The organism is Cupriavidus sp. YR651, assembly GCF_900101625.1.
Classification (GTDB): Bacteria; Pseudomonadota; Gammaproteobacteria; order Burkholderiales; family Burkholderiaceae; genus Cupriavidus.
Window position 1 is genome coordinate 92,871 of sequence record NZ_FMYZ01000006.1, and the last position, 25,544, is coordinate 118,414.

Annotated in this window: 24 protein-coding genes; 15 read left to right on the top strand and 9 right to left on the bottom strand. The window is 64.3% G+C overall.

The window, feature by feature from the left end:
* Positions 1-97: 97 nt before the first annotated feature.
* Positions 98-1,042 carry a LysR family transcriptional regulator gene (locus tag BLR29_RS17765; RefSeq protein ID WP_092138353.1) on the bottom strand — a complete coding sequence of 315 codons (945 nt, stop codon included), beginning with the start codon at positions 1,040-1,042 and terminating at the stop codon, positions 98-100.
* A gap of 419 nt (positions 1,043-1,461) precedes the next feature.
* Between BLR29_RS17765 and BLR29_RS17770 the strand changes: the two genes are divergently transcribed.
* From BLR29_RS17770 to BLR29_RS17785, 4 genes are all read left to right on the top strand, one after another.
* Entirely contained in the window at positions 1,462-2,820 is a 1,359-nt protein-coding gene (locus tag BLR29_RS17770) for an MFS transporter (RefSeq protein ID WP_092138354.1), read from the top strand.
* 64 nt (positions 2,821-2,884) lie between these two features.
* Entirely contained in the window at positions 2,885-3,412 is a 528-nt protein-coding gene (locus tag BLR29_RS17775) for a hydroxyisourate hydrolase (RefSeq protein ID WP_092138617.1), read from the top strand.
* Between the two features lie 11 nt (positions 3,413-3,423).
* Complete coding sequence (gene uraH / locus BLR29_RS17780; RefSeq protein WP_176860988.1) at positions 3,424-3,759, top strand: hydroxyisourate hydrolase; 336 nt, start codon at positions 3,424-3,426, stop codon at positions 3,757-3,759.
* A gap of 107 nt (positions 3,760-3,866) precedes the next feature.
* Positions 3,867-6,545, top strand: coding sequence for an ATP-binding protein (locus BLR29_RS17785; protein WP_176860989.1), 2,679 nt, complete (start codon positions 3,867-3,869; stop codon positions 6,543-6,545).
* A gap of 145 nt (positions 6,546-6,690) precedes the next feature.
* On the opposite strand, the gene BLR29_RS17790 is transcribed toward BLR29_RS17785, so the two are convergent.
* Complete coding sequence (locus tag BLR29_RS17790) at positions 6,691-7,020, bottom strand: nucleotide pyrophosphohydrolase (protein ID WP_092138356.1); 330 nt, start codon at positions 7,018-7,020, stop codon at positions 6,691-6,693.
* 197 nt (positions 7,021-7,217) lie between these two features.
* On the opposite strand from BLR29_RS17790, the gene BLR29_RS17795 reads away from it, so the two are divergent.
* On the top strand, positions 7,218-7,859 hold the full coding sequence (locus BLR29_RS17795; RefSeq protein ID WP_255371321.1) for a methyltransferase family protein: 642 nt from the start codon (positions 7,218-7,220) through the stop codon (positions 7,857-7,859).
* 119 nt (positions 7,860-7,978) lie between these two features.
* Here BLR29_RS17795 and BLR29_RS33215 read toward each other — a convergent pair whose 3' ends face one another.
* From BLR29_RS33215 to dnaA, 4 genes are all read right to left on the bottom strand, one after another.
* On the bottom strand, positions 7,979-8,542 hold the full coding sequence (locus tag BLR29_RS33215) for a DUF1484 family protein (RefSeq protein ID WP_369804637.1): 564 nt from the start codon (positions 8,540-8,542) through the stop codon (positions 7,979-7,981).
* Between the two features lie 217 nt (positions 8,543-8,759).
* Positions 8,760-11,285 (bottom strand): DNA topoisomerase (ATP-hydrolyzing) subunit B, encoded by a 2,526-nt coding sequence (gene gyrB / locus BLR29_RS17805; protein ID WP_092138359.1) that lies wholly within the window; start codon positions 11,283-11,285, stop codon positions 8,760-8,762.
* Between the two features lie 236 nt (positions 11,286-11,521).
* Positions 11,522-12,637: a DNA polymerase III subunit beta gene (gene dnaN, locus BLR29_RS17810; RefSeq protein ID WP_092138360.1), complete on the bottom strand. Its 1,116-nt coding sequence runs from the start codon at positions 12,635-12,637 to the stop codon at positions 11,522-11,524.
* 365 nt (positions 12,638-13,002) lie between these two features.
* Entirely contained in the window at positions 13,003-14,706 is a 1,704-nt protein-coding gene (dnaA, locus tag BLR29_RS17815; RefSeq protein ID WP_092138361.1) for a chromosomal replication initiator protein DnaA, read from the bottom strand.
* An 813-nt stretch (positions 14,707-15,519) separates the two neighbouring features.
* Here dnaA and rpmH point away from each other — a divergent pair.
* The 5 genes from rpmH (at position 15,520) to tam (ending at position 19,129) form a co-directional block, all read left to right on the top strand.
* Positions 15,520-15,654: a 50S ribosomal protein L34 gene (gene rpmH, locus BLR29_RS17820; protein WP_008650850.1), complete on the top strand. Its 135-nt coding sequence runs from the start codon at positions 15,520-15,522 to the stop codon at positions 15,652-15,654.
* Between the two features lie 146 nt (positions 15,655-15,800).
* Positions 15,801-16,250, top strand: coding sequence for a ribonuclease P protein component (gene rnpA / locus BLR29_RS17825; protein ID WP_092138362.1), 450 nt, complete (start codon positions 15,801-15,803; stop codon positions 16,248-16,250).
* Between the two features lie 9 nt (positions 16,251-16,259).
* The gene (gene yidD, locus BLR29_RS17830) at positions 16,260-16,559 is read left to right on the top strand and encodes a membrane protein insertion efficiency factor YidD (RefSeq protein WP_092138363.1); all 300 of its coding nucleotides are present in this window, start codon (positions 16,260-16,262) and stop codon (positions 16,557-16,559) included.
* 22 nt (positions 16,560-16,581) lie between these two features.
* Entirely contained in the window at positions 16,582-18,252 is a 1,671-nt protein-coding gene (gene yidC, locus BLR29_RS17835; RefSeq protein WP_092138364.1) for a membrane protein insertase YidC, read from the top strand.
* A 106-nt stretch (positions 18,253-18,358) separates the two neighbouring features.
* The gene (tam, locus tag BLR29_RS17840) at positions 18,359-19,129 is read left to right on the top strand and encodes a trans-aconitate 2-methyltransferase (protein ID WP_092138619.1); all 771 of its coding nucleotides are present in this window, start codon (positions 18,359-18,361) and stop codon (positions 19,127-19,129) included.
* Here tam and BLR29_RS17845 read toward each other — a convergent pair.
* Both BLR29_RS17845 and BLR29_RS17850 read right to left on the bottom strand, forming a co-directional pair.
* Positions 19,119-19,508 carry a VOC family protein gene (locus tag BLR29_RS17845; RefSeq protein ID WP_092138365.1) on the bottom strand — a complete coding sequence of 130 codons (390 nt, stop codon included), beginning with the start codon at positions 19,506-19,508 and terminating at the stop codon, positions 19,119-19,121. The genes tam and BLR29_RS17845 overlap by 11 nt on opposite strands.
* A gap of 49 nt (positions 19,509-19,557) precedes the next feature.
* The gene (locus BLR29_RS17850) at positions 19,558-19,995 is read right to left on the bottom strand and encodes a PaaI family thioesterase (RefSeq protein WP_092138620.1); all 438 of its coding nucleotides are present in this window, start codon (positions 19,993-19,995) and stop codon (positions 19,558-19,560) included.
* A gap of 212 nt (positions 19,996-20,207) precedes the next feature.
* Here BLR29_RS17850 and BLR29_RS17855 point away from each other — a divergent pair, with 212 nt between their 5' ends.
* Genes BLR29_RS17855 through BLR29_RS17865 form a run of 3 tightly spaced genes read left to right on the top strand, consistent with a single transcriptional unit; the run spans position 20,208 to position 22,931 of the window.
* On the top strand, positions 20,208-20,960 hold the full coding sequence (locus BLR29_RS17855; protein WP_092138366.1) for a CHAD domain-containing protein: 753 nt from the start codon (positions 20,208-20,210) through the stop codon (positions 20,958-20,960).
* Positions 20,961-20,994: 34 nt separating this feature from the next.
* Positions 20,995-22,422: a tRNA uridine-5-carboxymethylaminomethyl(34) synthesis GTPase MnmE gene (gene mnmE, locus BLR29_RS17860; protein ID WP_092138367.1), complete on the top strand. Its 1,428-nt coding sequence runs from the start codon at positions 20,995-20,997 to the stop codon at positions 22,420-22,422.
* Complete coding sequence (locus tag BLR29_RS17865; protein ID WP_092138368.1) at positions 22,422-22,931, top strand: hypothetical protein; 510 nt, start codon at positions 22,422-22,424, stop codon at positions 22,929-22,931. Before mnmE ends, BLR29_RS17865 begins: the two co-directional genes overlap by 1 nt.
* Positions 22,932-22,977: 46 nt before the next feature.
* Here BLR29_RS17865 and BLR29_RS17870 read toward each other — a convergent pair whose 3' ends face one another.
* Positions 22,978-23,904, bottom strand: coding sequence for a ketopantoate reductase family protein (locus BLR29_RS17870; protein ID WP_092138369.1), 927 nt, complete (start codon positions 23,902-23,904; stop codon positions 22,978-22,980).
* Positions 23,905-24,060: 156 nt separating this feature from the next.
* Between BLR29_RS17870 and BLR29_RS17875 the strand changes: the two genes are divergently transcribed.
* Together BLR29_RS17875 and BLR29_RS17880 are read left to right on the top strand one after the other, a co-directional pair.
* Positions 24,061-24,657 (top strand): TetR/AcrR family transcriptional regulator, encoded by a 597-nt coding sequence (locus BLR29_RS17875; RefSeq protein WP_092138370.1) that lies wholly within the window; start codon positions 24,061-24,063, stop codon positions 24,655-24,657.
* Positions 24,658-24,797: 140 nt separating this feature from the next.
* Positions 24,798-25,367, top strand: a complete 570-nt coding sequence (locus tag BLR29_RS17880) for an OB-fold putative lipoprotein (RefSeq protein WP_092138371.1) — start codon at positions 24,798-24,800, stop codon at positions 25,365-25,367.
* Positions 25,368-25,544 lie beyond the last annotated feature (177 nt).

The window sequence follows — 25,544 nt, forward strand, 5'->3', positions numbered from 1 at the left end:
CGGCGAGGGCCGGGGTCCTATAAGCCGGATAGCAATTTCGCGATACAGCCGCGCCGCCTCCGGTTGTCTCCGGTTTCCTCCGGTTTTCTCGCCAAGCCTATCGATGCATGTCGCGCAGCGTCTTCAGCTCCTGCGACGCCTGCGTCAGCAATCCGCGCAACCAGACATGCGCCGCCGAGCGATGGCGCGACGGATGCCACAACTGATAGAAGCGCATGAACGGAAAGTCGATCGGCGGCTTGAGCACCGCCAGCGGCACATGCTGCGCGTGAAAGTTGGCAAAGTGACGTCCGGTCGTCAGGATCAGGTCCGTGCCGGGAATCAGGCTGGGTGCCAGATTGAAATAGGGACAGCTCACGCGATTGTCCCGATGGACGCGCATGGTGCTGAGGCCCGTATCGACCACCCCGCGCTGGTCGCGCGAGTAGGGCGTCGGCACGATATGCGCCGCGCCGAGGTAAGCCTGCGCGGTGAACTTGCCCGGCTGCGTGTACGCGCTGTCCTGCGCCACCACGCAGACCACCTCGTCCTCCAGCAATACCGACAGATGCAGGTGTTCCGGCGGATTCGGCCAGTTGCCGATCACGATGTCCGCGTCACCAGCCGACAGCGCCTGCTCGTAGTCGAACGTGGAACCCAGCGGCATCGCCACCAGCCGCGCGCGCGGCGCGGCCGCGCGGAAGACGCGTACCACGTGGGCAAAGAAGGGCGGCGCCAGGTAGTCCGGCATCGCCACCACGAAGGTTTGCTCAGAGGTGGCCGGATCAAAGTGCTCGTCCGACACCAGCAGGCTGTCCAGCGCGCTCAGCGCGGCCTGGGCGTTGCGCGCCAGCTGCAAGGCGCGCTCGGTGGGCACCATCACATTCTTTTCACGCGTCAGCAGCGGGTCGTTGAAGATGGCGCGCAGGCGCTTCAGCGCGGCGCTGATGGCCGGTTGCGACTGGTTCAGCCGGATGGCCGTGCGCGACACGCTTTGCTCGGCAATCAGGATGCACAGCACGCGCAGCAGGTAGGTATCGAACGGATCGTCGGCGCGGTTCATGGGAGGGCGGCCAGATACGGTGGCCACTGGCGGGTGGATGACGCGTTTGTACCGTGCCCGGCACCGCGCCGCAACGCGGCAGAACCCGCACTCCGCCGATTTGCGGAGTTCGCCGCAGCGACCCGATGCACCACCACGGCATCGCCGCCGACGCGCCGGTGCATCGCGCCCCGGCATGGCGATTTTCCGCCCGATGCACCGCACCAACCCGGCGCTCAGGGTAATCCATAGGTCGGCCAACGGCCTCGCGGATCGCCCGCAAACCCGCATGGCACAAGGCATTCCAGCCCATACGATGGTTGCTATGCGGCCTATACCAGCCATCGCGTTCCCTTGGCCGGCGCCATTTCTATACTGGCCTCAACCGGGCCGGACGAAGCCCACCCATACAGGCCATACAGAGACAAGCGAGGAACGACATGTCGACCACCAAGCAGGGCATCCCCATGTTCACCGCCACGGCGGACGACGCCGAAGACGGTGTTTACCGAAAAATCTCCTGGCGTCTGCTGCCGTTCCTTGGCGTGCTCTGGGTGCTGGCATGGCTGGACCGCGTCAACATCGGCTTCGCCAAGCTGCAGATGCTGGAATCCCTCCAGTTCAGCGAGGCCGTCTACGGGCTGGGCGCCGGCATCTTCTTCCTCGGCTACTTCTTCTTCGAGGTGCCGTCGAACATGCTGCTACAGAAGATCGGCGCCAAGAAGACGATCATGCGCATCACGATCTGCTGGGGCATCATCTGCATGCTGCAGACCTACGTCACCACGCCCACGCAGTTCTACATCCTGCGCTTCCTGCTCGGCGCGTTCGAAGCCGGCTTCTACCCCGGCGTGATCCTGTACCTCACCTACTGGTATCCGACGCAACGCCGCGCCCGGGCATTCGGCACGTTCATGTCGGCATCCGCCATCGCCGGCGTGCTGGGCGGCCCGATCGCCGGCTACATCATGACGTCGATGGGCGGCGTGCACGGCATGCACGGCTGGCAGTGGCTGTTCATCATCGAAGGCATTCCGTCCGTGCTGGCTGGCGTCTTCGCGTGGTTCTACATGACGGACAAGCCGGAGAAGGCCAACTGGCTCACCGCCGACGAGAAGCGCGTGGTGGAGACCGTGCTCAAGCGCGACGAGGCCGCCCTTGGCGAGCGCCGTCACGACTGGCGCGAGCTGTTCGGCAACAAGAAGGTCTGGCTGCTGATCGCGATCTACTTCTGCCTGCTCTGCGCCAATTCCACGCTGACGTTCTGGATCCCGACCATTATCAAGGAAGTGGGCTTCTCCGCGCCGATGACGGTGGGCTGGATCGCCGCAGTGGCCTACCTGGGCGGCGCGGCCGGGATGATCCTGAACGGCGCGCATTCCGACCGCCGCAACGAGGTGCGGTGGCATTTCACCGGCGCGGCGTTCGTGGGCGGCGTCGCCATGGCCGTCCTGGCCGTGCTGCTGGGTACGTCGATCACGCCGATGCTCCCACTGATTGCCATGACCGTCGCACTGGTCGGCACCATGAGCGCCATCCCCGTGTTCTGGCAACTCCCCAACCGCTACCTCGCCGGCAGTGCCGCAGCGGTGGGCGTGGCGCTGATCAACTCGGTTTCCAACCTGGCGGGCTTTGGCGCGCCCTATGTGATGGGCCTGATCAAGAACGCCACGGGCCAGGTCTCCCCGGGGCTCTACATCGTGGCCGCCATCGAGATCGTGGCGGGCGTGCTGGTGCTGGCTGGCATCCGCCAGCTCCACGCGTCCCGCAAGGGCGTGGCTTCGGCCAAGGGGGTGTGACATGACCGACAGATCGAGCAATACGCGGGGCGGCGCACCGGGCAATGCGCCGAACGACACGCGAATCGACACCACGCGGATCAACACCAGTCGCCGGCGCTTCGCGCTGCAGTCCGTCACGCTGGGCAGCGGCGCGCTGATCGCGGCCACGTCGCTCACCGCGCAAGCCGCCGAGACAGCGCCCACCTCGACGCCAGCGCCCAACCAGACCACGGGGCCGGTGCAGCAGGGCGGGCTGAGCCCGCGCCTGACGATGCACGCGCTGGACACCTACCATGGCACGCCGGCCGCCGGCCTGCGTGTCGACTTCCTCAAGATCGACGGCGCGCACTCGCAGATGATCCGGACGGTCACGCTGCCTGGCAACGGCCGCACCGACCCGCCGCTGCTGATCGGCGATACGTACCGCGCCGGCACGTACGAGCTGGTGCTGCACGTGGATGAATACTTTGCCGAGCGCCAGGCCGCACTGCCGCAACCGCCATTCCTTTCCAGGATTCCGCTGCGGTTCCGCATCACCGACGTGACGCAGCGCATCCACCTGCCCGTGCTGTTTGGGCCGTGGAGCTACAACTACTATCGCGGCAGCTGAGGGAGACGATCATGGCAGGCATCAGCACCCACGTACTGGACGTATCGCTCGGCAAGCCGATCGCCGGGATGCAGATCGAGTTGTTCGACATCGCAGCACAACCGCCCAAAATGATCACCCGCGCCCGGACCAACGCGGACGGCCGCACCGATTCGCCGATGTTGCCCGCGGCGCAGGCGCGGACCGGGGAGTTCGAACTGCGCTTCTATGTGGCCGAGTATTTCAAGTCCGCCGACGTGTTCGCGGACATCGTGCCAGTGAGGTTTTCGATCGCCGATGCGACGCAGCATTACCACGTGCCCCTGATCTGCTCGGCGTGGAGTTTCGGCACCTATCGCGGCAGTTGAATCCCCGGCCGGGCCATTGAGCGCCCGGTGCATCATCGGAAACGCATAACGCGTGTCGTAGAATAAACGCGACTAGCCCCCGTTCGTTCCGGACCGGAGGATTCGCGTTGCGCCCCAACTCTGACTCGCTCGATCCGCTCCGCCAGGCGCACCATGCGCTCCCCGGCTTTCGGCTGGCGAGGCTCGAGGTGTCCAACTGGGGACCGTTCGGCCACCATGTCTGGGCGATGCCACTGGACGGCGGCAACATCCTGCTGACCGGCGACGCCGGCTCCGGCACCACGGCACTGGCCGATGCCGTCATCACGCTCCTGACGCCTGGCGATCACATTCCCGGCGATGCGTTGTCCGGCACGCGACAACATGGCAATAGCCATGCGGTCATCCTCGGCGTATTCCGCAACATCGACGATAACCAGACCGTCTTGCTGGCCCAGGTCTTTCTGCCCACGGCCGGCCCGCCGCGGCGGTACTTCATCTGCGCGGGGCGTGATCTGACCATCACCCATGACATCGCACCGACCGGGGCCGACGTCGCCGCGTGGCGTACCGCGATCGTCAACACTGGCGCGGCATGGTTCGATGACCGCTCGCACTATGAAGCGTGGTGTCGCCAGCACCTCGGCATCGACGACGGCCATGCGCTGACGCTGTGCCGGCATCTGGCGTCGATGAGCGGGACGGACGACCTCACGGAATTCCTGCGCCATCATGTACTGCCGCCCGACGACACCCCGGCACGCCTCGCCGCCCTGCTCGGCCACTTCGACGATCTCGACAGCGCTCACGAAGCGATCCTCCATGCCAGACGGCAGGAGGCGATGCTCGCGCCGCTGGTGGCCGAATGCGAACGGCACGCCGAACTGTCCGCCACCATCGACGACCTGCGCACTTGCCGCGAGGCGCTGCATGGGTATTTCGCGGAGCTGAAGCGCGATTTGCTGAACGAACGGCTGGCCGCCCTGGACGACGAACGCGACCGGCAGGAGCGCCATGTGAACTGGCATCAGGTACGGTGCGATGCCCTGCACGCCGAGGCGCTGGCTCTGCGGCAACGGCTCTCCGACCAGGGCGGTGACCCTATCGCCCAGCTTGAGCTGGCGATCCAGCAGAAAGAGCGCATGCGGGAGCAGCGCAAGCAGCGCGCCGCCACGTATCGGCGACTCGTCGAACGGTTGCGTATCCCGGCGGCCGAGACCGAAGCGGACTTCCGCGCGCAACAGGATCGGCTGGCCACATGGCAGCCCAAGGCTGCCGAACGCGAGGCCGCACTGCGCAACGCACACAATGAACTGACGCTGCAGCTACGCCTGGAAGCGCCGGCCGCGCCCATCGACGACCCGGCTCGCACGAGCGCGTTGCAAGGCAAGATCGCGCAGATCGACGCCGCGCTGGCCACGCTCCGCGACCAGCAGATTGCAGCCGCGCAGATCGCCATGATCGGGGACTTCACGGAAGTGGACTGGCGGTCAGCGGCGGTGGAAGTGGCGCGCCTTGATGAGGAGAAGGTGCGCCAGTCGAATCCCGACGCGCTGCGGCCGCTTGCCGACGAACTGGACGCGTTGCAAGCGACGATCCGCGAAGCCGAGCAGCATCTCCAGGACGCCCGCGAGGCGCGCATCGCCCTCCAGGCAAAGCACGACATCGTCATGGCATGGCATCAGGACACCGAAGCGGTGCTGGCCGAATCGTTGCCAGCCATGCAGACGGTCTCCCCCGAGCGCCTCGATGCGATACGCGCCGAGGCGCTTGGCGAACACAAGCTGACGCTGGAATGCGTCGACCACCGGCAGCAGGATGTCCGCACCTGGCTGCAGGCCCACATCGACGCGGAGGCCGGCCGGCTTGATCGCTTCACCGAACACGTGCTCAGGATCCTGTGCGCCTTCAAGGCGGCATTTCCGGTGGAGACCGCACAGATGGAAGCCAGCCCCGCCGCCCGATCCGGCTACCAGAACCTGCTGGAGACACTGCGCACCTCGGAGCTGCCGCGCCTGACCGCCCGCTTCGACGACCTGCTGAGCCTCAACATGGTCTACGAGATCGCCTACTTCCACGGCCATCTGGGCAAGGCGTTGGAGGCGGTGCGCGGGCGCGTGGCGCAGATCAATGCCGTGCTGGCGCGGATCGACAGTACTAGCGGCCAATACGCCCAGATCGACCTCGAAGCCGATCTCGACGCCGACATCCGCGACTTCGAGCAAGAGCTCCATCTGTGCACGGAAGCCACGCCGGACATCGAGCGCGCCGAAGAGCGGTTTGCACGGATCGAACGACTGTTGAACCGCTTGCGGGATGGCCCGCAACAGTCTGACCCGGACCGGCTGTGGACATCGAAGGTAACGGACGTGCGCAACTGGTTCCACATCGGCGTCAGCGAGCGATGGCGCGCGGAAGATCCCACGCACACCCACTACATCGACACGGACGATCCCGCGGGGACGCATCGGGCCCGGCTGGCCTACTCGATCCTCGCGGCCAGTCTGGCCGATGCGCTGGCGTGGCAGGAGGATGAGACGCGATCGCGAGCGCTGCGCTTCGTGGTGCTCGGCGACCGCTTCGGCCAGGGCCCCGACACACTGATCCGCCCCGTGCTGCAGCGATTTGCCGGACTTCAGGTCCAGTTGTTGATCGCCGCACCGCTGCAGAAGGTGCCCGTCATGGAACCGTTTGTCTCAACCGTGGCTTACGTGCGCAAGACCGACGACGGCACATCGGCCGTGCATAGCTTGCCTATTGATGCGTATCGGGCGGTGAAGGGGAGAGGGCGCGGGAGCAGCGGTTGAAGTTACCGAGCGGGAAGATTTTGGGGTGGTGTGGCGGTTTGGCGGCTATATCTTCCCGAGCGGTAATTTTTCACGGATGCCTGGTTCGAAGGCGACTGAACGCTGCTGGGGTCCGCCAAAGATGCCAGATCGCACATCCTCCGGATCACACGGCCTTGCCAGCAGGGTATTTCCGCGCGTTCATTTCCATTTTCGCCCTCACCGCCGCGTCCAGATCAACCCCCAGCGCCGTCACAAGCTGCGACAGGTAGATCGTGATATCGGCCAGTTCTTGCTCGACGTGCTCGCGCTCCGCAGTCTCCATGATCGCGTGCGATTCGGACTCCGTCTGCCACTGAAAAATCTCCACCAGTTCGGCCACTTCCACGCTCAGGGCCATGGCCAGGTTCTTGGGGCTGTGATATTTGCCCCAGCCGCGCTCCTCGCCGAAGTCGGCGGCGGCTTGCTGCAGGTTCTTGATGTCGATGAGAGGCATGGCGGATGTGGGGTCGTGCGAATCGAATTGCGGAAGGCGCTCGGCGCTGCGGTTAGCGGGCCCGGGAGGTCGATTTTACCGTCTTGGGTGTCGCAACTTGCCCCCGCCGGATACCCGGCCGGCAGGGTGCTTCACAACGGACTACGCTGTAGCGAGGAAGTCGCTCAGCGGAGCCTGATGTGAGATCAAAGTCGCTACTGGCCTTGTTCAGTCTGATTGGCGTCGTGGCCTATCTTGGCATCGCCGCACTTGGAGCCGGCGGCGTTGCCGCCTTTCTCTCTCACCCCGCCCGGATCGCACTGGCCGTCGTCACGATTGCCTTGACGGTGGCGGCGCTGTTCACCGAGGCGAATCTAAGCTCCGGCGAGCGGGAGGATCGAGGGAATCGCTGGGTGCTGATTGCCTTCGGATTGCTGGGGTTGTTATCCGCCTATCTGCCGGCCTACACCGAACGCATCGGCTTCTGGACCTTCGGCGGCGACGGCACCCGATGGCTCGGCGTCGCGCTGTTTGCCATCGGCGGCGCGCTGAGGCTTTGGCCAGTGTTCGTGCTCGGGAATCGCTTTAGCGGATTGGTGGCAATTCAGCCCGGGCACCGGTTGATGACCACCGGCCCCTATCGACTGGTTCGAAATCCGAGCTATCTCGGCCTGCTTGTCAACGCATTGGGCTGGGCGCTGGCCTTTCGGTCGGGGGTCGGCGTGATACTCGCGCTGCTGATGCTGCCGCCATTGATCGCCCGAATGCATTCGGAGGAAAGACTGCTGCTCGATGAATTCGGTACGGAGTACGCGGACTACCGCGACAGGACGTGGAGACTGGTGCCGTATTTGTATTAGGGCGGGGTTCCTTTACGGCTTTGTTTCATTCGCGCGACGACGTTCGCGGCATGTCGACACGTCGTCACTCTTGCTGGCCCCCGCACCGGCGGATCATCACCGCCGGCAACTTGCTGCTGTCAGATCTGATCAAGCAATTGGTTGGCGCTGTGGTCCACCTGCTGCTTCAGGGGCGCGAGCAAGGCGTGAAGCCCCGCACATTCGATCGCGACATCGCCTTGCAGATCCAGCAAGTTCAAGACCGCTTGCAAGCCCGCGCCGAGGCGCAGCAAATCGTCGCAGACTGCGATGATGTGGTCTTGCTGGGTGACGGGTAGGGCGGACGGATCTGGCGCGTTCGTCGCCACTCGGCGCACCAATGGGCGACCTCCTCGCGCGGGTCTCTTCGATATCTGGGGGGAATGCTCTGGAACCTGGAATGGCTTTGTCCGAGCTGTACTGCCTTTCATGGCGACCTCCGTATATGTGGACTGGAGGCCCGCACTTCCGCTGTCATCCGGGGTGGGCGGGCACGAGGCAGGGTTGACAGACCGGCCACACATACCGGCGAGCCCGGAGGCTCCCCCGCCAAGGCCCGCCCAATGGACGTGCGAAGGCAATGGACGAGAAGGATACAACTGCTTGCGTCGTCCGGTTGTGGAACGGGCTGTCAAACCCGGTCGACTGTTGTTTGCAGCGACCATGACAGTCTCGCCGGAAGGGTGCCTGCCATCTAGGCGACTATTCTCATTCTCGAGGATAGAAGTATGTCTCGAGCGTGAACTACCCAAGCGGACAAATGCCGAGCGAGGGGATACTCGGCATAGCGCTATAAAAAAAGCTCGGACGTTTGTCCGAGCTTTTTCCTACTGGTGGAGCGCTAGATACCGCCCAGAAAATCAGGCGGCTCTTGCGGGCCCCTCAAACATCAATATTCCGAGCAATCAGCGCATTACTCTCAATGAAGTTCCGACGCGGCTCCACCTCATCGCCCATCAGCGTTGTAAAGATCTGGTCCGCCGCAATCGCGTCCTCGATCTGTACCCTCAGCAGGCGGCGTTGCGTGACGTCCAGCGTCGTCTCGAACAGCTGGTCAGGATTCATCTCGCCCAGGCCCTTATAGCGCTGACGCGATACCCCGCGCTCTGCCTCGGATAGCAGCCATTGCATCGCCTGGTGGAAATCCGACACCGTCTGGTCGCGCAGCTTTTCGCCTTCGCCACGCTTGACCTTCGTGCCTTCCGGGATCAGACCCTGGAACGTCGTCGCCGCGCGAGCCAGTGCCGCGTAGTCGGCGCCGTGCACAAAGTCCGCATCCAGATGTGACAGCCGCACGTTGCCGTGATGACGACGCGCGATCATCAGGCGATGCTTGTCGGTCTTCTCGTCGAACTGTGCGTACACGTCGGCGGTGCCGTCATCGTTCACGGCTGCGCCCAGCAGCGTCTTGGCATGCATCTCGGCCAGCTTGGCCTTGAGTGCCACCGCCGATGCCTCGGCAGCCGCCGCGCTATCCAGATCCAGCGCCACGCCATCGGCGATGGCACGCAGCGCGTCCGAATCGACGATCCGCGACAGGCGGCCGATCACGCCTTCCGCCAGCTGATACTGGCGAGCCAGTTCCGTCAGCGCTTCACCATTGATCTCGCTGCCATCCGGACGCGTCAGCGCGGCCTTTTCCATTGCCAGCTTCAGCAGGTAGGCATTCAGCTCGTTGTCGTCCTTGATGTAGCGCTCTTCCTTGCCGTGCTTGATCTTGTACAGCGGCGGCTGGGCGATATACACATAGCCGCGCTCGATGATGTCCGGCATCTGACGATAGAAGAACGTCAGCAGCAGCGTGCGGATGTGAGATCCATCCACGTCCGCATCGGTCATGATGATGATGCGGTGGTAGCGCAGCTTCTCGAGGTTGTAGTCGTCCTTGCCGATGCCGGTGCCCAGCGCCGTGATCAGCGTCAGCACTTCCTGGCTGGACAGCATCTTGTCGAAGCGGGCGCGTTCCACGTTCAGGATCTTGCCCTTCAGCGGCAGGATGGCCTGGAACTTACGGTCGCGGCCCTGCTTGGCGGAGCCGCCTGCGGAGTCACCCTCCACCAGGAAGAGTTCTGACAGGGCAGGATCTTTTTCCTGGCAATCGGCCAGCTTGCCGGGCAGGCCCATGCCGTCCATCAACCCCTTGCGGCGCGTCATTTCGCGAGCCTTGCGGGCCGCTTCGCGCGCGCGGGCGGCGTCCACGATCTTGCCGCAGATGATCTTGGCGTCGCCGGGGGTTTCCAGCAGGAAGTCGGTCAGCGCCTTGGCCACCAGCTCTTCCACGGGCAGGCGTACTTCGGACGACACCAGCTTGTCCTTGGTCTGCGAGCTGAACTTGGGCTCGGGCACCTTCACGGACAGCACGCACGACAGGCCTTCACGCATGTCGTCGCCGCTGGTTTCGACCTTCGCCTTCTTGGCGATCTCGTTCTCTTCGATGTACTTGTTGATGACGCGCGTCATCGCCGCACGCAGGCCGGTCAGGTGGGTACCGCCGTCGCGCTGCGGAATGTTGTTGGTAAAGCAGAGCACCTGCTCGTTGTAGCCGTCGTTCCACTGCATCGCCACTTCCACGGCAATACCGTCTTTCTCGGTGTTCGCGTAGAAGATGTTCGGGTGCAGCACGGTCTTGGCGCGGTTGATGTACTCCACAAACCCCTTCACACCGCCGGAGAACGCAAAGTCCTCCTCCTTGCCGGTGCGCTGGTCGGTCAGGCGGATATGCACGCCGTTGTTCAGGAACGAGAGCTCGCGGATGCGCTTGGACAGCACCTCGTAGTGGAACTCCACGTTGGTGAAGATTTCCTCGTCCGCCAGGAAGTGGACTTCGGTGCCGCGCTTGTCGGTCGCGCCGATGACCTTCATCGGGGACACTTCCACCGGCTTGCCGTCCGGGCCATCCACGGTTTCGACGATGCGGTTCTGCAGATCGCCACGGGCGAATTCCAGCAGGTTGACCTGGCCGTCACGGCGCACGGTCAGGCGCAGCCACTTGGACAGCGCGTTCACGCAAGACACGCCTACGCCGTGCAGGCCGCCGGATACCTTGTAGCTGTTCTGGTTGAACTTGCCGCCGGCGTGCAGCTCGGTCATGGCAATTTCCGCGGCGCTGCGCTTGGGCTCGTGCTTGTCGTCGAACTTCACGGCTTGCGGAATGCCGCGGCCGTTGTCGACGATCGAGATCGAGTTGTCGCTGTGGATCGTGACCTGGATCTCCGTGCAATAACCGGCCAGCGCCTCGTCGATGGAGTTGTCCAGCACCTCGAACACCAAATGGTGCAGGCCGGTGCCATCGGAGGTATCGCCGATGTACATGCCCGGACGCTTCCGTACCGCCTCCAGGCCTTCCAGGATCTGGATCGAAGAGGCGCCGTAAGAGTTTTCCTGCTGCGGATTCTGCTGGTCGGTCATGTTTTCCTACTCACGATGCTCACGGCAAATGCGGAAACCGGACCGGCGCCAAAACTGGCGGGTACGAGGTCCGCAAAAGCGGGTTACTTAAAAACGGCAAAAGGGGCGGATCGATATGGATCCTGCCCCTGCTGCGGTGGGTCTGCCCGGCGTGTCTCCTGGACGCGCCGGACGCCGTAGCGTGCCGTTCGATGCTCCGGTCTTGCGTATCTTGTCGTCCTATTACCGGAGGATCATCAGATGCGCATCGGCATGACGACGTATTTGAAGTTGTCGTCTTCCGGCACGGTAATCAGCGCACTCGAATTGGAGTCGCCGAGGCTGACCTGCACCTGCTCGCTCTTCAGGTTGGCCAATACGTCGAGCAGGTAGGTCACGTTAAAGCCGATATCCAGGGCGTCGCCCGAATAATCGAGTTCCAGCTCTTCCTGCGCCTCTTCCTGATCGGCGTTGGTGGAGCTGATCTTCAGCATGTGCGTGTCGAGGATACAGCGCACACCCTTGAACTTGTCGGTAGTCAGGATCGCGGTGCGTTGCAGCGCCTGCTGCAGCTTCACGCGGTCGATCGCAAACGCGTTCTTGTAGCCCTTGGGGATCACGCGCTGGAAATCCGGGAACTTGCCCTCCACCAGCTTGCTGATCAGTTCGATGTTGGCGAAGGAGAACTTGACCTGGTTGGCGGCCAGCTGCACCTGCACGGGATCGTCGTTGTCTTCCAGCAGGCGTTGCAGTTCCAGGATGGTCTTGCGCGGGATGATGACTTCCTGGCGCGAACCCGCGCCAGTGGCCTCGTTTTCCAACTCAACGCCGCAGTACGCCAGGCGGTGTCCGTCGGTAGCCACGGCCATCACCTTCTTGCCGTCCACCACCAGCAGCATGCCGTTCAGGTAGTAACGGATGTCCTGCTGCGCCATCGCAAAGTGGACCATCGCCAGCAGGTGCTTGAAGGTCTTCTGCGGCAGGCTCACGCTCGCGTTGAACTCGGCGGCCTCGGCCACCGTCGGGAATTCTTCCGCGGCCAGCGTCTGCAGCGCAAAGCGGCTCTTGCCGGATTGCACCGTCATGCGCTTGTCGTTCAGGGACAGCGCGACGTCGCCATCGGGCATGGCGCGCAGGATGTCCAGAAGCTTGCGGGCGGCCACGGTGGTGGCCACGCTGTCGCTACCGACGCCGCATTCGGCGTGGGTCGTGATCTGGATCTCGATGTCGGTCGAGAGGAAGGATACGTTCGAGCCGGACTTGCGAATCAGCAGGTTGGCCAGGATCGGGAGGGTGTGGCGGCGCTCCACGATGCCGCTCACGATTTGCAGCGGACGCAGCAGATTGTCTCGCGAGGTTTTGACCAATTGCATTGAATTTATCCTTCGTCGTTTGTCGTCAGCGACCGCGGGTTGCGCGCAACTCCAAATTCACTTTGGAATCAAGGAGTTAATAGCGCATTGTACCAAGGATAAGCCGCTGCGGTGAAGCGGGACGATCCCGGCGAGGCCGCGGGTTGTGCACAAAAAGCCACGCCCCGTCACCGACCCTTGCCAAACCGTCCCGACTCACCGCAAAGCCTTATCTGAGGCCAAATCCCCGCGATCCAACCATTGATTCAGGCGCCCGTTTGCCGCCGGGCGCGCACCCAGTAGTATGCCAGCCCGGCAAGGCTGGCCTTCAAAATCGTAAAACTGCGTCAGGCGATGCGTAATCCACTCCGCGTCGCGCGTTCGCATCAGCCCTTGAGCGTCTGTTCCAGCACGTGCAGTTCGTGGTTGAGCTGCGCATCCTTGCTGCGCTCGTCGGCGATCTTGCGGACGGCGTGGAGCACCGTGGTGTGATCGCGCCCGCCGAAGAGTTCGCCGATTTCCGGCAGGCTCTTCTGCGTGAGTTCCTTGGCCAGGTACATCGCAATCTGGCGCGGTCGCGCGATATTGGCGGGACGCTTCTTGGAGTACATGTCCGCGACCTTGATGTTGTAGAAGTCCGCGCACGTCTTCTGGATGTTCTCCACGGAGATCTGGCGGTTCTGCACGGTCAGCAGGTCTTTCAGGGCCTCGCGCGTGACATCGATCGTGATGTCCTTGCCATGGAAATTGGAGAACGCCAGGATCTTGCGCAGCGCGCCTTCCAGCTCACGCACGTTCGATCGCAGGTGCTTGGCCACGAAGAAGGCGACTTCTTCCGGCACGTTCACGTTCTCTGCCGCCGCCTTCTTCATCAGAATGGCAACGCGCATTTCCAGCTCTGGCGGCTCGATCGCCACGGTCAGGCCGGAGTCGAAGCGCGAGATCAGCCGGTCGTCGATGCCGGTGATTTCCTTGGGATACGTATCGCTGGTGATGATCACCTGCGCGCGGTTGGCGATCAGCGCCTCGAACGCGTAGAAGAACTCTTCCTGCGTGCGGTTCTTGCCAGAGAAGAACTGAATATCGTCGATCAGCAGCAGGTCCAGCGAGTGGTAGTACCGCTTGAACTCGTCGAACGCCTTGCGCTGGTAAGCCTTCACCACATCGGACACGTACTGTTCCGCGTGGATGTAGCGGATACGCGCGCGCGGGTTCTCCATCAGCATGAAGTTGCCGATGGCATGAATCAAGTGGGTCTTGCCCAGGCCAACGCCGCCGTAGAGATACAACGGGTTGTAGGACTTCCCGGGGTTATTGGCCACCTGGATGGCGGCGGCGCGCGCAAGCTGGTTGGCCTTGCCGGTGACGAAGTTGTCGAACGTCAGGATCGGGTTCAGGCGCGAGCGCTCGTGCACGGTGTCGTTCGGCTGCGCGGCCGGCATCGGCGGTTGCTGCGGCTGCCGGTAGGACCGGGCGCTGGCTTCGGCCGGGTCCATCTGGGCGACGTCGATCTCACCCATGTCGGGCACGTGGCCGCCTGCGTTACCCTGCAACGGATGGCCGGTTGGCGCCATCTGGCCACGATTGGCCATCGGCGCGCCCGACTGCGACGCGGGGTAGGGCGATTGGCCGGCCATGCTGCCATGACCGCCAGGCGCGGCGTTGCCATGACCCGGATAGTCGGGATAGCCGCCTGCCTGGCCCGGGTGCTGTGCGGCCGGCTGGCCATAGGCGTGGGCGCCCGACTGCATGTTCGGATAGGACGCACCGCCCGTACCCATTGCAGCGTGCGCGGCCGGATTCTCCTGGCCCTGCTGGGTGTAAGCCGCCGACCGGCCCGACGCAGCGGGATCCAGGACGAAGTGAACGCTGACCTGCGCTTCCCAGTATTCGCATGCCAGGGCCGTGATGCGGCCCGAAAATTGGCTCTTGACCCAGTCCAGTTTGAAGCGATTGGGCGCGGCAATCCGCAGCGCATGCGCCTCCTCGTCGAAGGCGACGGGCGCCAACGGCTTGATCCAGGTCTTGAACTGTTGCGGCGTCAGCTCGCGCTCGAGTTGCGCGGCTGCCGCCTGCCAGAAATCTTGCATGTGTTCTTGTTGAGTGATCGCGCCATCAAGGGCACGTCACGAGTGTCGCGGCGCGTGCTTTCCATCGGCTCCCCAGCCATCGACCCTGCGGGCCGAAGCATCGACGGCAATACCTCACATTGGCGTGCTGCATGCAGCGCCCGAAAGGGAGGTATACCAAGGCAGGAAGTCCGGGTTGTGCGTGCGCCACGCGGCCCGTGTAGTGTTTGGACCGGGATTGTACCCCCCGCCTCAAGTTATCCACAAAGGATAACCCTGTGGACAAGTTGTGAAAATTCAGTGGATTGTTGTGCACAACCCGTAAAGGACAAGGCGGGTTCCGGCTGACCAAATCGGCGATTATTCATCGGAAACAAGGGCTTGACCGGTGCGAGTAATCCATATGGGTGACCGTGACGGCCCATAAAGTTACCCACCGAATGTTGTGGACAATGGCGCACGGTGACATCCGTTGCCATTGTGGCTCCCATGGCGGAACTGGCCGTTTGTCGCCTTGACAGTCGGCGCGAAAATCGGTTAAATGGCGGGTTCTGCGATGCCGCAGGGGATCACGTATGCGCATCGCCGGGTCTGGCCCGTACCGACCATGTTTACATGTGCGGCATCAGGCAAGCGGCTTGATCCCCGCCAGTGTCTCGCCCGTTGCGGCGAAACCAGCGGCGGCCGGCAGCAAGACAGAACCAGAATCGTCGGCAAGACCGCAGCAATCCACAGACCTGCATTGCGGCAGCCCCATGCGAACCATACGCGGCGGCCAAGGCGCCCCGGCACCGGCCGGCGCCCGGAAAGCCCGGATCAACCAGAGAGTGCAACATGAAACGTACCTACCAACCTTCCGTTACCCGCCGCAAGCGCACCCATGGTTTCCGCGTGCGCATGAAGACCCGTGGCGGCCGTGCCGTCATCAACGCCCGCCGCGCCAAGGGCCGCAAGCGCCTGGCCATCTGAGCGCCGGGCGACCGGCCAGGACGGCACGTCGTGGCGATGGCTTGCCATCGCACCCGCACGTTACCGTCCCTGCCCACCGCCTCGCACTCAGGATGGCCGGGAACGCCGCCGCCGAAGCGCAGCCTTGTCGCTAGCTTTCTTACAGCGTGTCTACCTATGCCTTTCCCAAAGCCGCGAGGCTCACAAAGACGGATGAGTTTTCATCCGTTTTTGCTTTGCGGCCGCGCCGCCGCAGCACGCACTTCGTGCTGTACGTGCGCGCCAACGGCCAGGAACAGGCCCGGCTGGGGATCGTCGTCGGCAAGAAGTTCGCGCCGCGCGCCGCCGAGCGCAACCTGGTGAAGCGCATGGCGCGGGAACTGTTCCGGGGCCGGCAGGCCCAACTCGCGGGCCGCGACATTTTGTTGCGGCTCCAGGCCAAGTTTCCCCGCGCGGAGTTTGCCAGCCGGACCGCCGTCCGACAGGCATGTCACGCGGAAATCACCAGCCTGCTGGACGTTGCGGCGAAGCCTCTGCCCGCCGCACCCCCGGCCGCACCGCCTGCTGATCCTCCGGCCGAGCCGCCCGCGACGGCCGCCCCCGCCGCGCCCGCCTGACCATCCGCCATGAAGCGAATCCTGCTTGCCCTGCTGCGCATCTACAAGATCGCCTTGAGTCCGTACCTGGGCTCGCAGTGCCGCTTCCTGCCGACGTGTTCCGACTACGCCCGCGACGCCATCGTGCAACATGGCCCGGCGCGCGGCACCTGGATGGCCGCTTGCAGACTGTGCCGCTGCCACCCTTTCACTGCGGGCGGGTATGATCCCGTGCCCGAGCCTGAAACACACGGGAATGTCGCCACGGCGACCCCCGCCTCCGCCGCGCCAGGCCGCCCGCCTGTCACGGTCCGGCTCCCCAGACCCTGATTTCCTCCGACCATAGCGAGACATGGATATCAAACGCACCATCCTGTGGGTCATCTTCTCGATGTCCCTCGTGCTGCTCTACGACAACTGGCAGCGCGCCAACGGCCACGCGTCGATGTTCTTCCCGAGCACCAACACGCAGCAGGCTGCCACGGCCGGCGGCGCAAGCGGTGCCGCGGCCCAGGGCGACGTGCCCAAAGCCAATGCCACGGGTGCCTCGGCACCGGGCGCTGCCCCGGCTGCGCCGCAGGCGGCTGCCCAGCCGACAGGCGAGAAGGTCATCGTGACCACCGACGAGGTGCGCGCCGAGATCGACACGGCCGGCGGCATCCTCTCGCGACTCGAACTGCTGAACGAGCACGAGAAGGACGGCAAGCCGGTGGTGCTGTTCGAACGTGACGCCACGCGCACCTATCTGGCACGCTCGGGCCTGATCGGCGGCGACCTGCCCAACCACACCACCGTGTTCACGGCCACTCCTGGCCCGCGTACGCTGGATGGCAAGGACAAGCTGGAAGTCGTGCTGACTGCCGAGAAGGGCGGTGTGAAGTTTGTGAAAACTTACATCTTCCACAAGGGCAGCTACGTGGTGGATTCCCGCTTCGACGTGACCAACACGGGCACCGCGCCGGTATCGCCGACGCTGTACCTGGAACTGGCACGTGACGGCAGCAAGGTGGAGCAGTCGCAGTTCTACAGCACGTTCACCGGCCCGGCCATCTACACGGACGCGGACAAGTACCACAAGCTCAGCTTCGAAGACATCGCCAAGGGCAAGGCCAGCGTGCCGGCCGCGACCACCAATGGCTGGGTGGCGATGGTGCAGCACTACTTTGCCTCGGCCTGGATTCCGCAAACCGGCAAGCAACACAGCTTCTACGCCGAACAGATCGACCCCAACCTGTACCGCGTGGGCATCCAGCAGCCGCTGGGCCAGCTGGCCCCGGGCGCCACGGCGACCACCGATGCCCGCCTGTTCGCCGGTCCGCAGGAAGAGCGCATGCTCGAGCAGATCACCCCGGGCCTGGAACTGGTGAAGGACTACGGCTGGCTGACGATCCTGGCCAAGCCGCTGTTCTGGCTGCTGGAAAAGCTGCACGGCTTCCTGGGCAACTGGGGCTGGTCGATCATCGCGCTGACCGTGCTGATCAAGCTGGTGTTCTTCCCGCTGTCGGCTGCCAGCTACAAGTCGATGGGCAAGATGAAGGACCTGCAGCCGCGCATGACGGCCGTCCGCGAACGCCACAAGGGCGATCCGCAGAAGATGAACCAGGAGATGATGGCGCTGTACCGTACCGAGAAGGTCAACCCGCTCGGCGGCTGCCTGCCCATCGTGATCCAGATCCCCGTGTTCATCGCGCTGTACTGGGTGCTGCTGTCGTCCGTGGAAATGCGCGGCGCGCCGTGGCTGGGCTGGATTCACGATCTGTCGGTGCCGGATCCGTTCTACATCCTCCCGGTCGTGATGGCCGTCTCGATGTTCGTGCAGACCAAGCTGAACCCGACGCCGCCGGACCCCGTGCAGGCCAAGGTCATGATGATCATGCCGCTGGTGTTCTCGTTCATGTTCTTCTTCTTCCCGGCCGGCCTCGTGCTGTACTGGGTCGTGAACAACATCCTGTCGATCGCCCAGCAATGGCAGATCAACCGCATGCTCGGCAAGGGCAAGGCGGCAGCGACGGCCAAGGGCTGATTGCTGAGACATCTCTGAAAAAAACCCGGCCTAGCGCCGGGTTTTTTCATTGGGGCGTATGCTTATGCCCTGCATTTCGCACCAATACGCAGTGAAGGGGAACACCATGACGTGGTCGGCCACGCAATACGTGCAGTTCGAGGATGAACGAACCCGCCCGGTGCGGGATCTGGTGGGCGCCATTCCCACGCAACAGGCGAAGCGTGTGGTCGATATCGGCTGCGGCCCCGGCAACTCCACCGAGGTGCTGGCCGCCCGCTACCCGGATGCGGAAGCCACCGGGCTCGACAGCGATCAGGACATGGTCACCGCGGCGCGCAAGCGGCTGGCGGACATCCGGTTCGACATTGCCGACGTCGCCACCTGGAGCGACCCGGGCCCGTACGATGTGATCCTGGCCAACGCCGTGTTCCAGTGGGTACCCGACCACGCCACGCTGTTTCCGTCGCTGATCAAGAAGCTCGCCCCCGGAGGCAGCCTGGCGGTGCAGATGCCAGACAACCTCAATGAGCCGCCCCATCTGCTGATGCGCGACACCGCGATGAATGGTCGGTGGTCGCCCAAGCTGACCGCCGCAGCGGAAGCGCGCACGCCGCTGGCATCCGAGCGCTGGTATTACGAGTTATTGAAGCCGCACTGCACGCGCGTGGATATCTGGCGCACGATCTATCAGCATCCGCTCAAGGGTGGCGCGGCCGCGGTGGTGGAATGGTTCAAGGGCAGCGGGCTACGGCCATTCCTGGCACCGCTCGATGAAGCGGAAAAAGCCGATTACCTGCGCCAATACGAAGCAGCCATCGCCAAGGTACTTCCGGCTTTGCCCGATGGAACGGTGTTGCTGCCGTTCCCGCGTGTGTTCATTGTCGCTACGCGCTAGGGCCGTGGCACACCGCCTCGATGTTGTGTCCGTCAGGGTCCAGCACGAAGGCGCCATAGTAGTCGGGGTGGTAGATCTCCCGTAGCCCCGGCTTGCCGTTGTCGCGGCCGCCGGCGGCCATCGCAGCCTGGTAGAACGCATCCACGGCGTGGCGATTGTCCACGCGGAACGCTACGTGCACCGGCGGCTCGTTGGGCTTTCCGCTGGCGATCCAGAACTCGGGCTTGCCCGGCGGGCCAAAGCCGGCCACATCGGCACTGCCCGTTACGCTGGCCGGGAACTCCTTGCCGATCTCGAAGCCGATGGCGCCCAGCGCCGCCTGATAGAACGCACGACTTTTTGGATAGTCGCTGACATTGACGCCAGTGTGATCAATCATCGTTAGCTTTCGGTAAAAGTACCGCCACAGGCTGGGAAGACGTGTTTCATCAGGCCAGGTCCAGCACGCTCATCGTCGCGTTGAAGCGGCTCACCAACACCGCTTCGCCATGCACGTCCGCAAAGACGTCGGCCTCCACCACAATGATTGAACGGCCCGATTTGAGCACGTCGGCGCGGCAACGCAGCCGGTCGCTGCGCACCGCGCGAAGCAGGTTGATCTTGAACTCGGCCGTGACAACGTGGCGGCCGGTCTCGAGGATGGTCGTCGCAGCGGCACCAGCCGTGTGGTCGGCCATCGTCGCTTGCACGCCCGCATGGACCACGCCGCCATGCTGCAAGTGGCGCGGCGTGACAATCAGTTCAGACTCGCACCAGGCGGGCCCGCAATCCACCAGCCGGATGCCCACCTCACTCACAAACGCCGCCTGACGGAATCCCGCCTCGATGGTCTCGCGCAGCAGCAGTTTTTCCTGATCGGTCGACATGATCGGTCCTCTCGGCGACGGTGGTCCGGCAAGGGTGGCGATGAATGCATCCATGGCAGTCGCCATGAATGGGGCCATTGCAGCGCGAAAGCGTTGGGCCTGTCAATGCGTAGTGCGGCGCAACAGACACTTCCGGGCTAGCGAGCGTGCGCTATCGCCTACACTGGGAAAGGCACTGCATCGTCTTTCTTTCAATCACAGAGTCCGCTGCCATGAACGGCCCGCCTGCCTTGCACAGGAAGATGCGCCCGTCCGCCGCCTTCGTGGCGCTGGGCGAGGAGGGCCTGCGTGCCATCGCGGAGCGTATCGACACGTTGTTCCACCGTGACGACGTCGAAGACGTGCATGCACTGCGCGTGGCGGTACGACATCTGCGCGCCGTGACCTGGGCGTTCGGTCCGGTGCTGCCGCAGCGCGTCGAGGCACGATGGAAGCGGGCGCTTCGTGACGTGGCCGACGCCGCAAGCGAGGTGCGCGATTGGGATGTATTCCTTGCGGAAACGCTGGCTCCGGCATTGACGATGCAACCGCAGGACCCGGTGCTCGCGGCCCTGATCGACGTCGCGCAGGCGCGCCGCAGCCAGGCGCACGGCGCGATGACGGCAAGGTTGTCACAGTATCGACCGTCCCCATTGCCTACCCTGCATCGGGACTTGCTGCACATCGCCGCTGCCCCGTCAGGAGGTGGACGCCTGGGTGCCTTCGCAACGAAGCGCATCCGCAAGGCCCGCAACCGCACGCGAGAACTGGCGCGAGTTGCCCGCGACGGCGAGACCCGGCATGTACACAAGCTGCGCATCGGCAACAAACGGCTGCGCTACTCGATCGAGGCGCTCTCGGACGTCCTGCCGGGGCGCTACCGCAAACGGCTGCGCAAGAAGCTGGTGGCGCGGCAATCGGAATTGGGCGCGATCATCGATGGCGCCGTGGCGCGCCGCCTGATGTCCGAATGCCTGTCGGCGTGAGCCGCGCCAAAAACGATCTGCGACAATACCGCCTATGACTGCTACCCAGCTTCCTATTGCCGCGATCGCCACCGCGCCCGGTCGTGGCGGCATCGGCGTGGTGCGCGTGTCCGGGCCCGATGTCAGCGCCGTCATGCGCGCCGTCTGCGGACAGACGCTCAAGCCGCGACATGCCACCTACCTGCCGTTTCTCGATGCCCACGGTGGCGTGATCGACCACGGCCTCGCGCTGTACTTTGCCGCGCCCAACTCCTACACCGGCGAAGAGGTCCTGGAGCTGCAAGGCCACGGCGGCCCGGTCGTCATGCAGATGCTGCTGGCGCGCTGCCTGGATGCAGGCAAGGACATCGGCCTGCGCGTCGCGGAGCCCGGCGAGTTCACGCGCCGCGCATTCCTCAACGACAAGCTCGACCTGGCGCAGGCCGAGGCAGTCGCCGACCTGATCGAGGCCAGCACCGAGGCCGCCGCACGATCGGCGGCAAGGTCGATGGAAGGCGAGTTCTCCAACGCCATTCACGCCCTGGTGGAAAAAGTTATCCACCTGCGCATGCTGGTGGAAGCCACGCTGGATTTTCCGGAAGAAGAGATCGATTTCCTGGAAGCGTCCGACGCGCGCGGCCAGTTGGCCAGCATTCGCCACGACCTCGCCGGTGTCCTCAAGCAGGCGCGGCAGGGTTCGCTGCTGCGTGAAGGCTTGTCCGTCGTGCTGGCGGGGCAGCCCAACGTCGGCAAATCGTCGCTGCTGAACGCGCTGGCGGGCGCGGAGCTCGCCATCGTCACGCCGATTGCAGGCACCACGCGCGACCGCGTGCGCGAGACCATCCAGATTGACGGCATTCCATTGCACATCATCGACACCGCCGGCCTGCGCGACGATGCTGTCGACGAGGTGGAGCGCATCGGCATCGAGCGCACGTGGGATGCGATCCGTCGCGCGGACATCGTGCTGCATCTGGTCGACGCCACGGACTACATCGAACATGGCCTGTCGGAAATCGACGATCACATCGACGACCGTTTGAGCGGTCAGTTGCCGCCCGGCGCGCCGATCGTACGCGTGGTCAACAAGATCGACCTGGCACCCGCCGCGGGCGAGACGATGTTTGGCGGCAACCGCCCGCACGTGGTGGCCGCCAACGGACCGAACCCAACCGAGATCTGGATCTCCGCGCGCGCGGGCTCCGGCATCGAGCTGATGCGCCGCGAATTGCTGAGGCTGATTGGCTGGCAATCCGGGAACGAAGGCACGTTCCTGGCACGAGAGCGGCATCTGACCGCGCTTCGCAACGCGCAATCGCACCTCGACGTCGCCACGGAACGGTCGGCGCAGCAGGCGCAGGCGCTGGACCTGTTCGCGGAGGAACTGCGTCTCGCGCAGGACCACCTCAACAGCATCACGGGCGAATTTACCAGTGATGATTTGCTGGGGACGATCTTCACGCGGTTCTGTATCGGCAAGTGATGCGCCAGGACGCCAAGGCACGCCCGCTGACGGCGGGCGAGGTCGAGCTGGCCCGGCGGATGTTTGCCGACAGCATCGACTACACGCTGGTGCGCGTCCACAGCAAGAACTACGTGCCCTGGCAAGGCGGGAACTACATCATCACGCCGAACGGGGAAATCTACCTCGGCAGGAACCTGCGTCACTACACGGACTTCAGCGCGGCCGACCTGCCCGCGCAGGGGCTGTTCATCCACGAGATGACCCACGTCTGGCAATACCAGCAAGGCATCCATGTGCTGCTGGTCGGCGCCATCCAGCAGATCAGACACTTCCTGATCAGCAACCAGTACGCGTACACGCTGGAACCCGGAAAGACCCTTGCGTCGTACAACATCGAGCAGCAGGGCGATATCGTGCGCGACGCCTTCTTCGGCCAGCAAGGCATGCCGGCGCCTTATCCAGCCAGCGAGTACGTCGCCACGCTTGGTGATATTTCCAGATCGTCTGACGACAACTACGTGGCATAGCGCCCGCGCGGTGCGGGCCTGCCAAACTGGCGTCTTGCCTTTCCCCTTACTTCGTCTGTTGCTGCGCCTCGTACACCTGCAGGTTGCAGTAGGCCGCCTGCGCGATCGGCGTATCGATTGCGAACACTTTCGCGCGCCGTACCAGGTCGCCGACGATGTTCTCCGCTTCCAGTCGCGGTGCGTGCTGCGTGATATCGCGCGCCATGGACGCGGACCACTCCAGCGTTTCGTCCAGCAGACGTTTCTCCATCTGCGCCATCACCGCATCCGGAAGCGCGTGCCCCTCGGCGTTGGCGACGGCGGCGCACTCGGCCATGGCGCGGCGCATCAACCCCTTTCCATCCTGGGTCCGGCAGATCGCGCCGACCGTGCCACGCATCAGACAGGTCATCAGCGCGCCGGTGGCAATCATCATCCATTTGTTCCAAAGCGCCTGTTCGACGTCATCGGAAGTGGCCCGGGAACCCGGCGTGGTGCGAATCAGCGCGTGGAACGCTTCCACCAGCGGCCGCTGGCTGGCATCGCGGGCGCCGACGATCACGGTGTCGAGCGCGCCGTAGTGACCGATCGTGCCGTCGGCCTCGAGCATCGTTGCGATCTGCGATACCCCGCCCAGCACGCGCGCGCGGCCAAAGCGTGCATCGAGCCGGTCGTAGACGGACATGCCATTCAGGAATGGCAGAACGCCGGTGCGCGCGTTCATCGCGGGTGCGATGGCCTCCATCGCCGATTCCAGGTCGTAGCCCTTGCAGGCTAGCAGCACGAGATCGTAGTCAGGCCGCACGGTCGTGCTGTCCACGGTCTTCACCGGCTGCGCGAAGTTTCCCAGCTCACTTTTCACCACCAGGCCGCTCGCCGCCAGCTTCGCCGCACGCGCCGGGCGGACGAGAAACGTGACGTCCGCGCCAGCTTCGATGAGCCGGGCACCGTAATAGCCGCCGATGGCGCCTGCGCCAAGGACAAGGATCTTCATGGGTTGTCTCGCATGGTGGGTGAGTGCAGGCGCCCATAATACATGATGATCAACTTTTATTAAGGCCGTGAAATGATTGCCGCGTTGACTTGAACGAAGATGTAGCCGACCATCGACGCACATACATCAGACAGGTCGGAAGGACGGGAGCACACCATGCCACGCGTATCGAAAGCGGAGGCGGAGAAGAACCGCGAAATCATTGAGCAGGTATCGTCCCGGTTGTTCCGCGAGCAAGGATTCCACGGCATCAGCGTGGCAGACCTCATGGGCGCCGCAGGGCTGACGCACGGTGGCTTCTACGGCCATTTCGAATCGAAGGACGCGCTCGCGGCCATTGCTTGCACGCGCGCGTTCGAGGAATCCAGTGCGCGCTGGCGCAAGCGCGTGGACGAAGCGCCCGACAAGGCGACGGCATTGACCGGCCTGATCGAAGCCTACCTCTCCGCGCGCAACCGCAATGCGGCCGGTACGGGCTGCGCGGCACCTGCACTCGCCATCGATGTGGCGCGGGAGTCCGACGACAAGCCCGTGCGGGCGGCATACCAGACCGGAATCGAGAGCCTGCTGACCATCCTGGAGGGCATCCAGCCGGGTGACCATGCCGACGATCGCCGCGCGGGGGCCATCGCGCAGATGGCCACGCTGGTCGGCGCGATCGTCCTGGCGCGGGCCACGCAGGGCACGGCGCTGTCCAATGAAGTGCTGGCGGCGACGAAGTCCAGTCTGCTGGCGCATGTCGCCGAAAAATAGGCACGGTACACTTGCGGTTTGCTCCGCGCGCCCGCTCCGGGAGCGCGGAGCAACCTGTCGTTCATCGACGCATTCGACGCATTCGACGCATTCGGCGCATTTGTCGCATTCGTCGCCTTACCTGCCCTCAGCCGCCTCCCATGATGTCCCGTCTCCAGCAAACCCTCATCGCCATCGTCGCCGTGGTCGTTATTGGCATGTTGTGGTTTGTCGGCAATGACAAGGGTGACATCGTCCCCGTGGACACCGCCGCCGCACCGTCCGAGGCGGAACAGCCGGCCAGCGTGCCACGCGGCATTCCCCGCAACGGCACGCTGGACCCGATCAGCATCGACCCGAACCGTTCCGCCGACCTGCTGCCCCAGTATCCCGCCGATGCGCTGCTGGACGACTATCGCGACAATGCCGGCGCGGCCGATGATCGCTATCGCGGCAAGTACTTCATCGTGGAAGGCGTAGCCAGCGGCATCCGGCGCGATGCGGCCAAGGTATTCCTGGAAATCCGCACGAACGATCCGGGCCAGGTGGTCCGGGCGGACCTGCTGCAACAGCAGATCTGCGGCCCGGCAGGCCGCACGTGCGAGGTGGAGGCCCGCGCCACGATGGTCCGGCGCGGACAGAAGGTGGCCGTGGAATGCACCGGCGCAGGCTTGGGCGAAGGCGGCACGCCGCTGCTGGCCGACTGCCTGCTGCGCGGCGGCGCAAACTGAATGCGCGCCCCGGATACCACGCATTCGTCTCTTTTTATCTGACGGCCCGGTTTTTCCCCTCTGTTTCCCGCTTTGCCCGGCCATGCCTGCGCCTACAGTACGCAGGCATGCTGCCGGCAATGCGCCCCTCATCCGAGTCCGGGCGGCCGGCGCCCTCGCCGACGCGATCCAGGACAC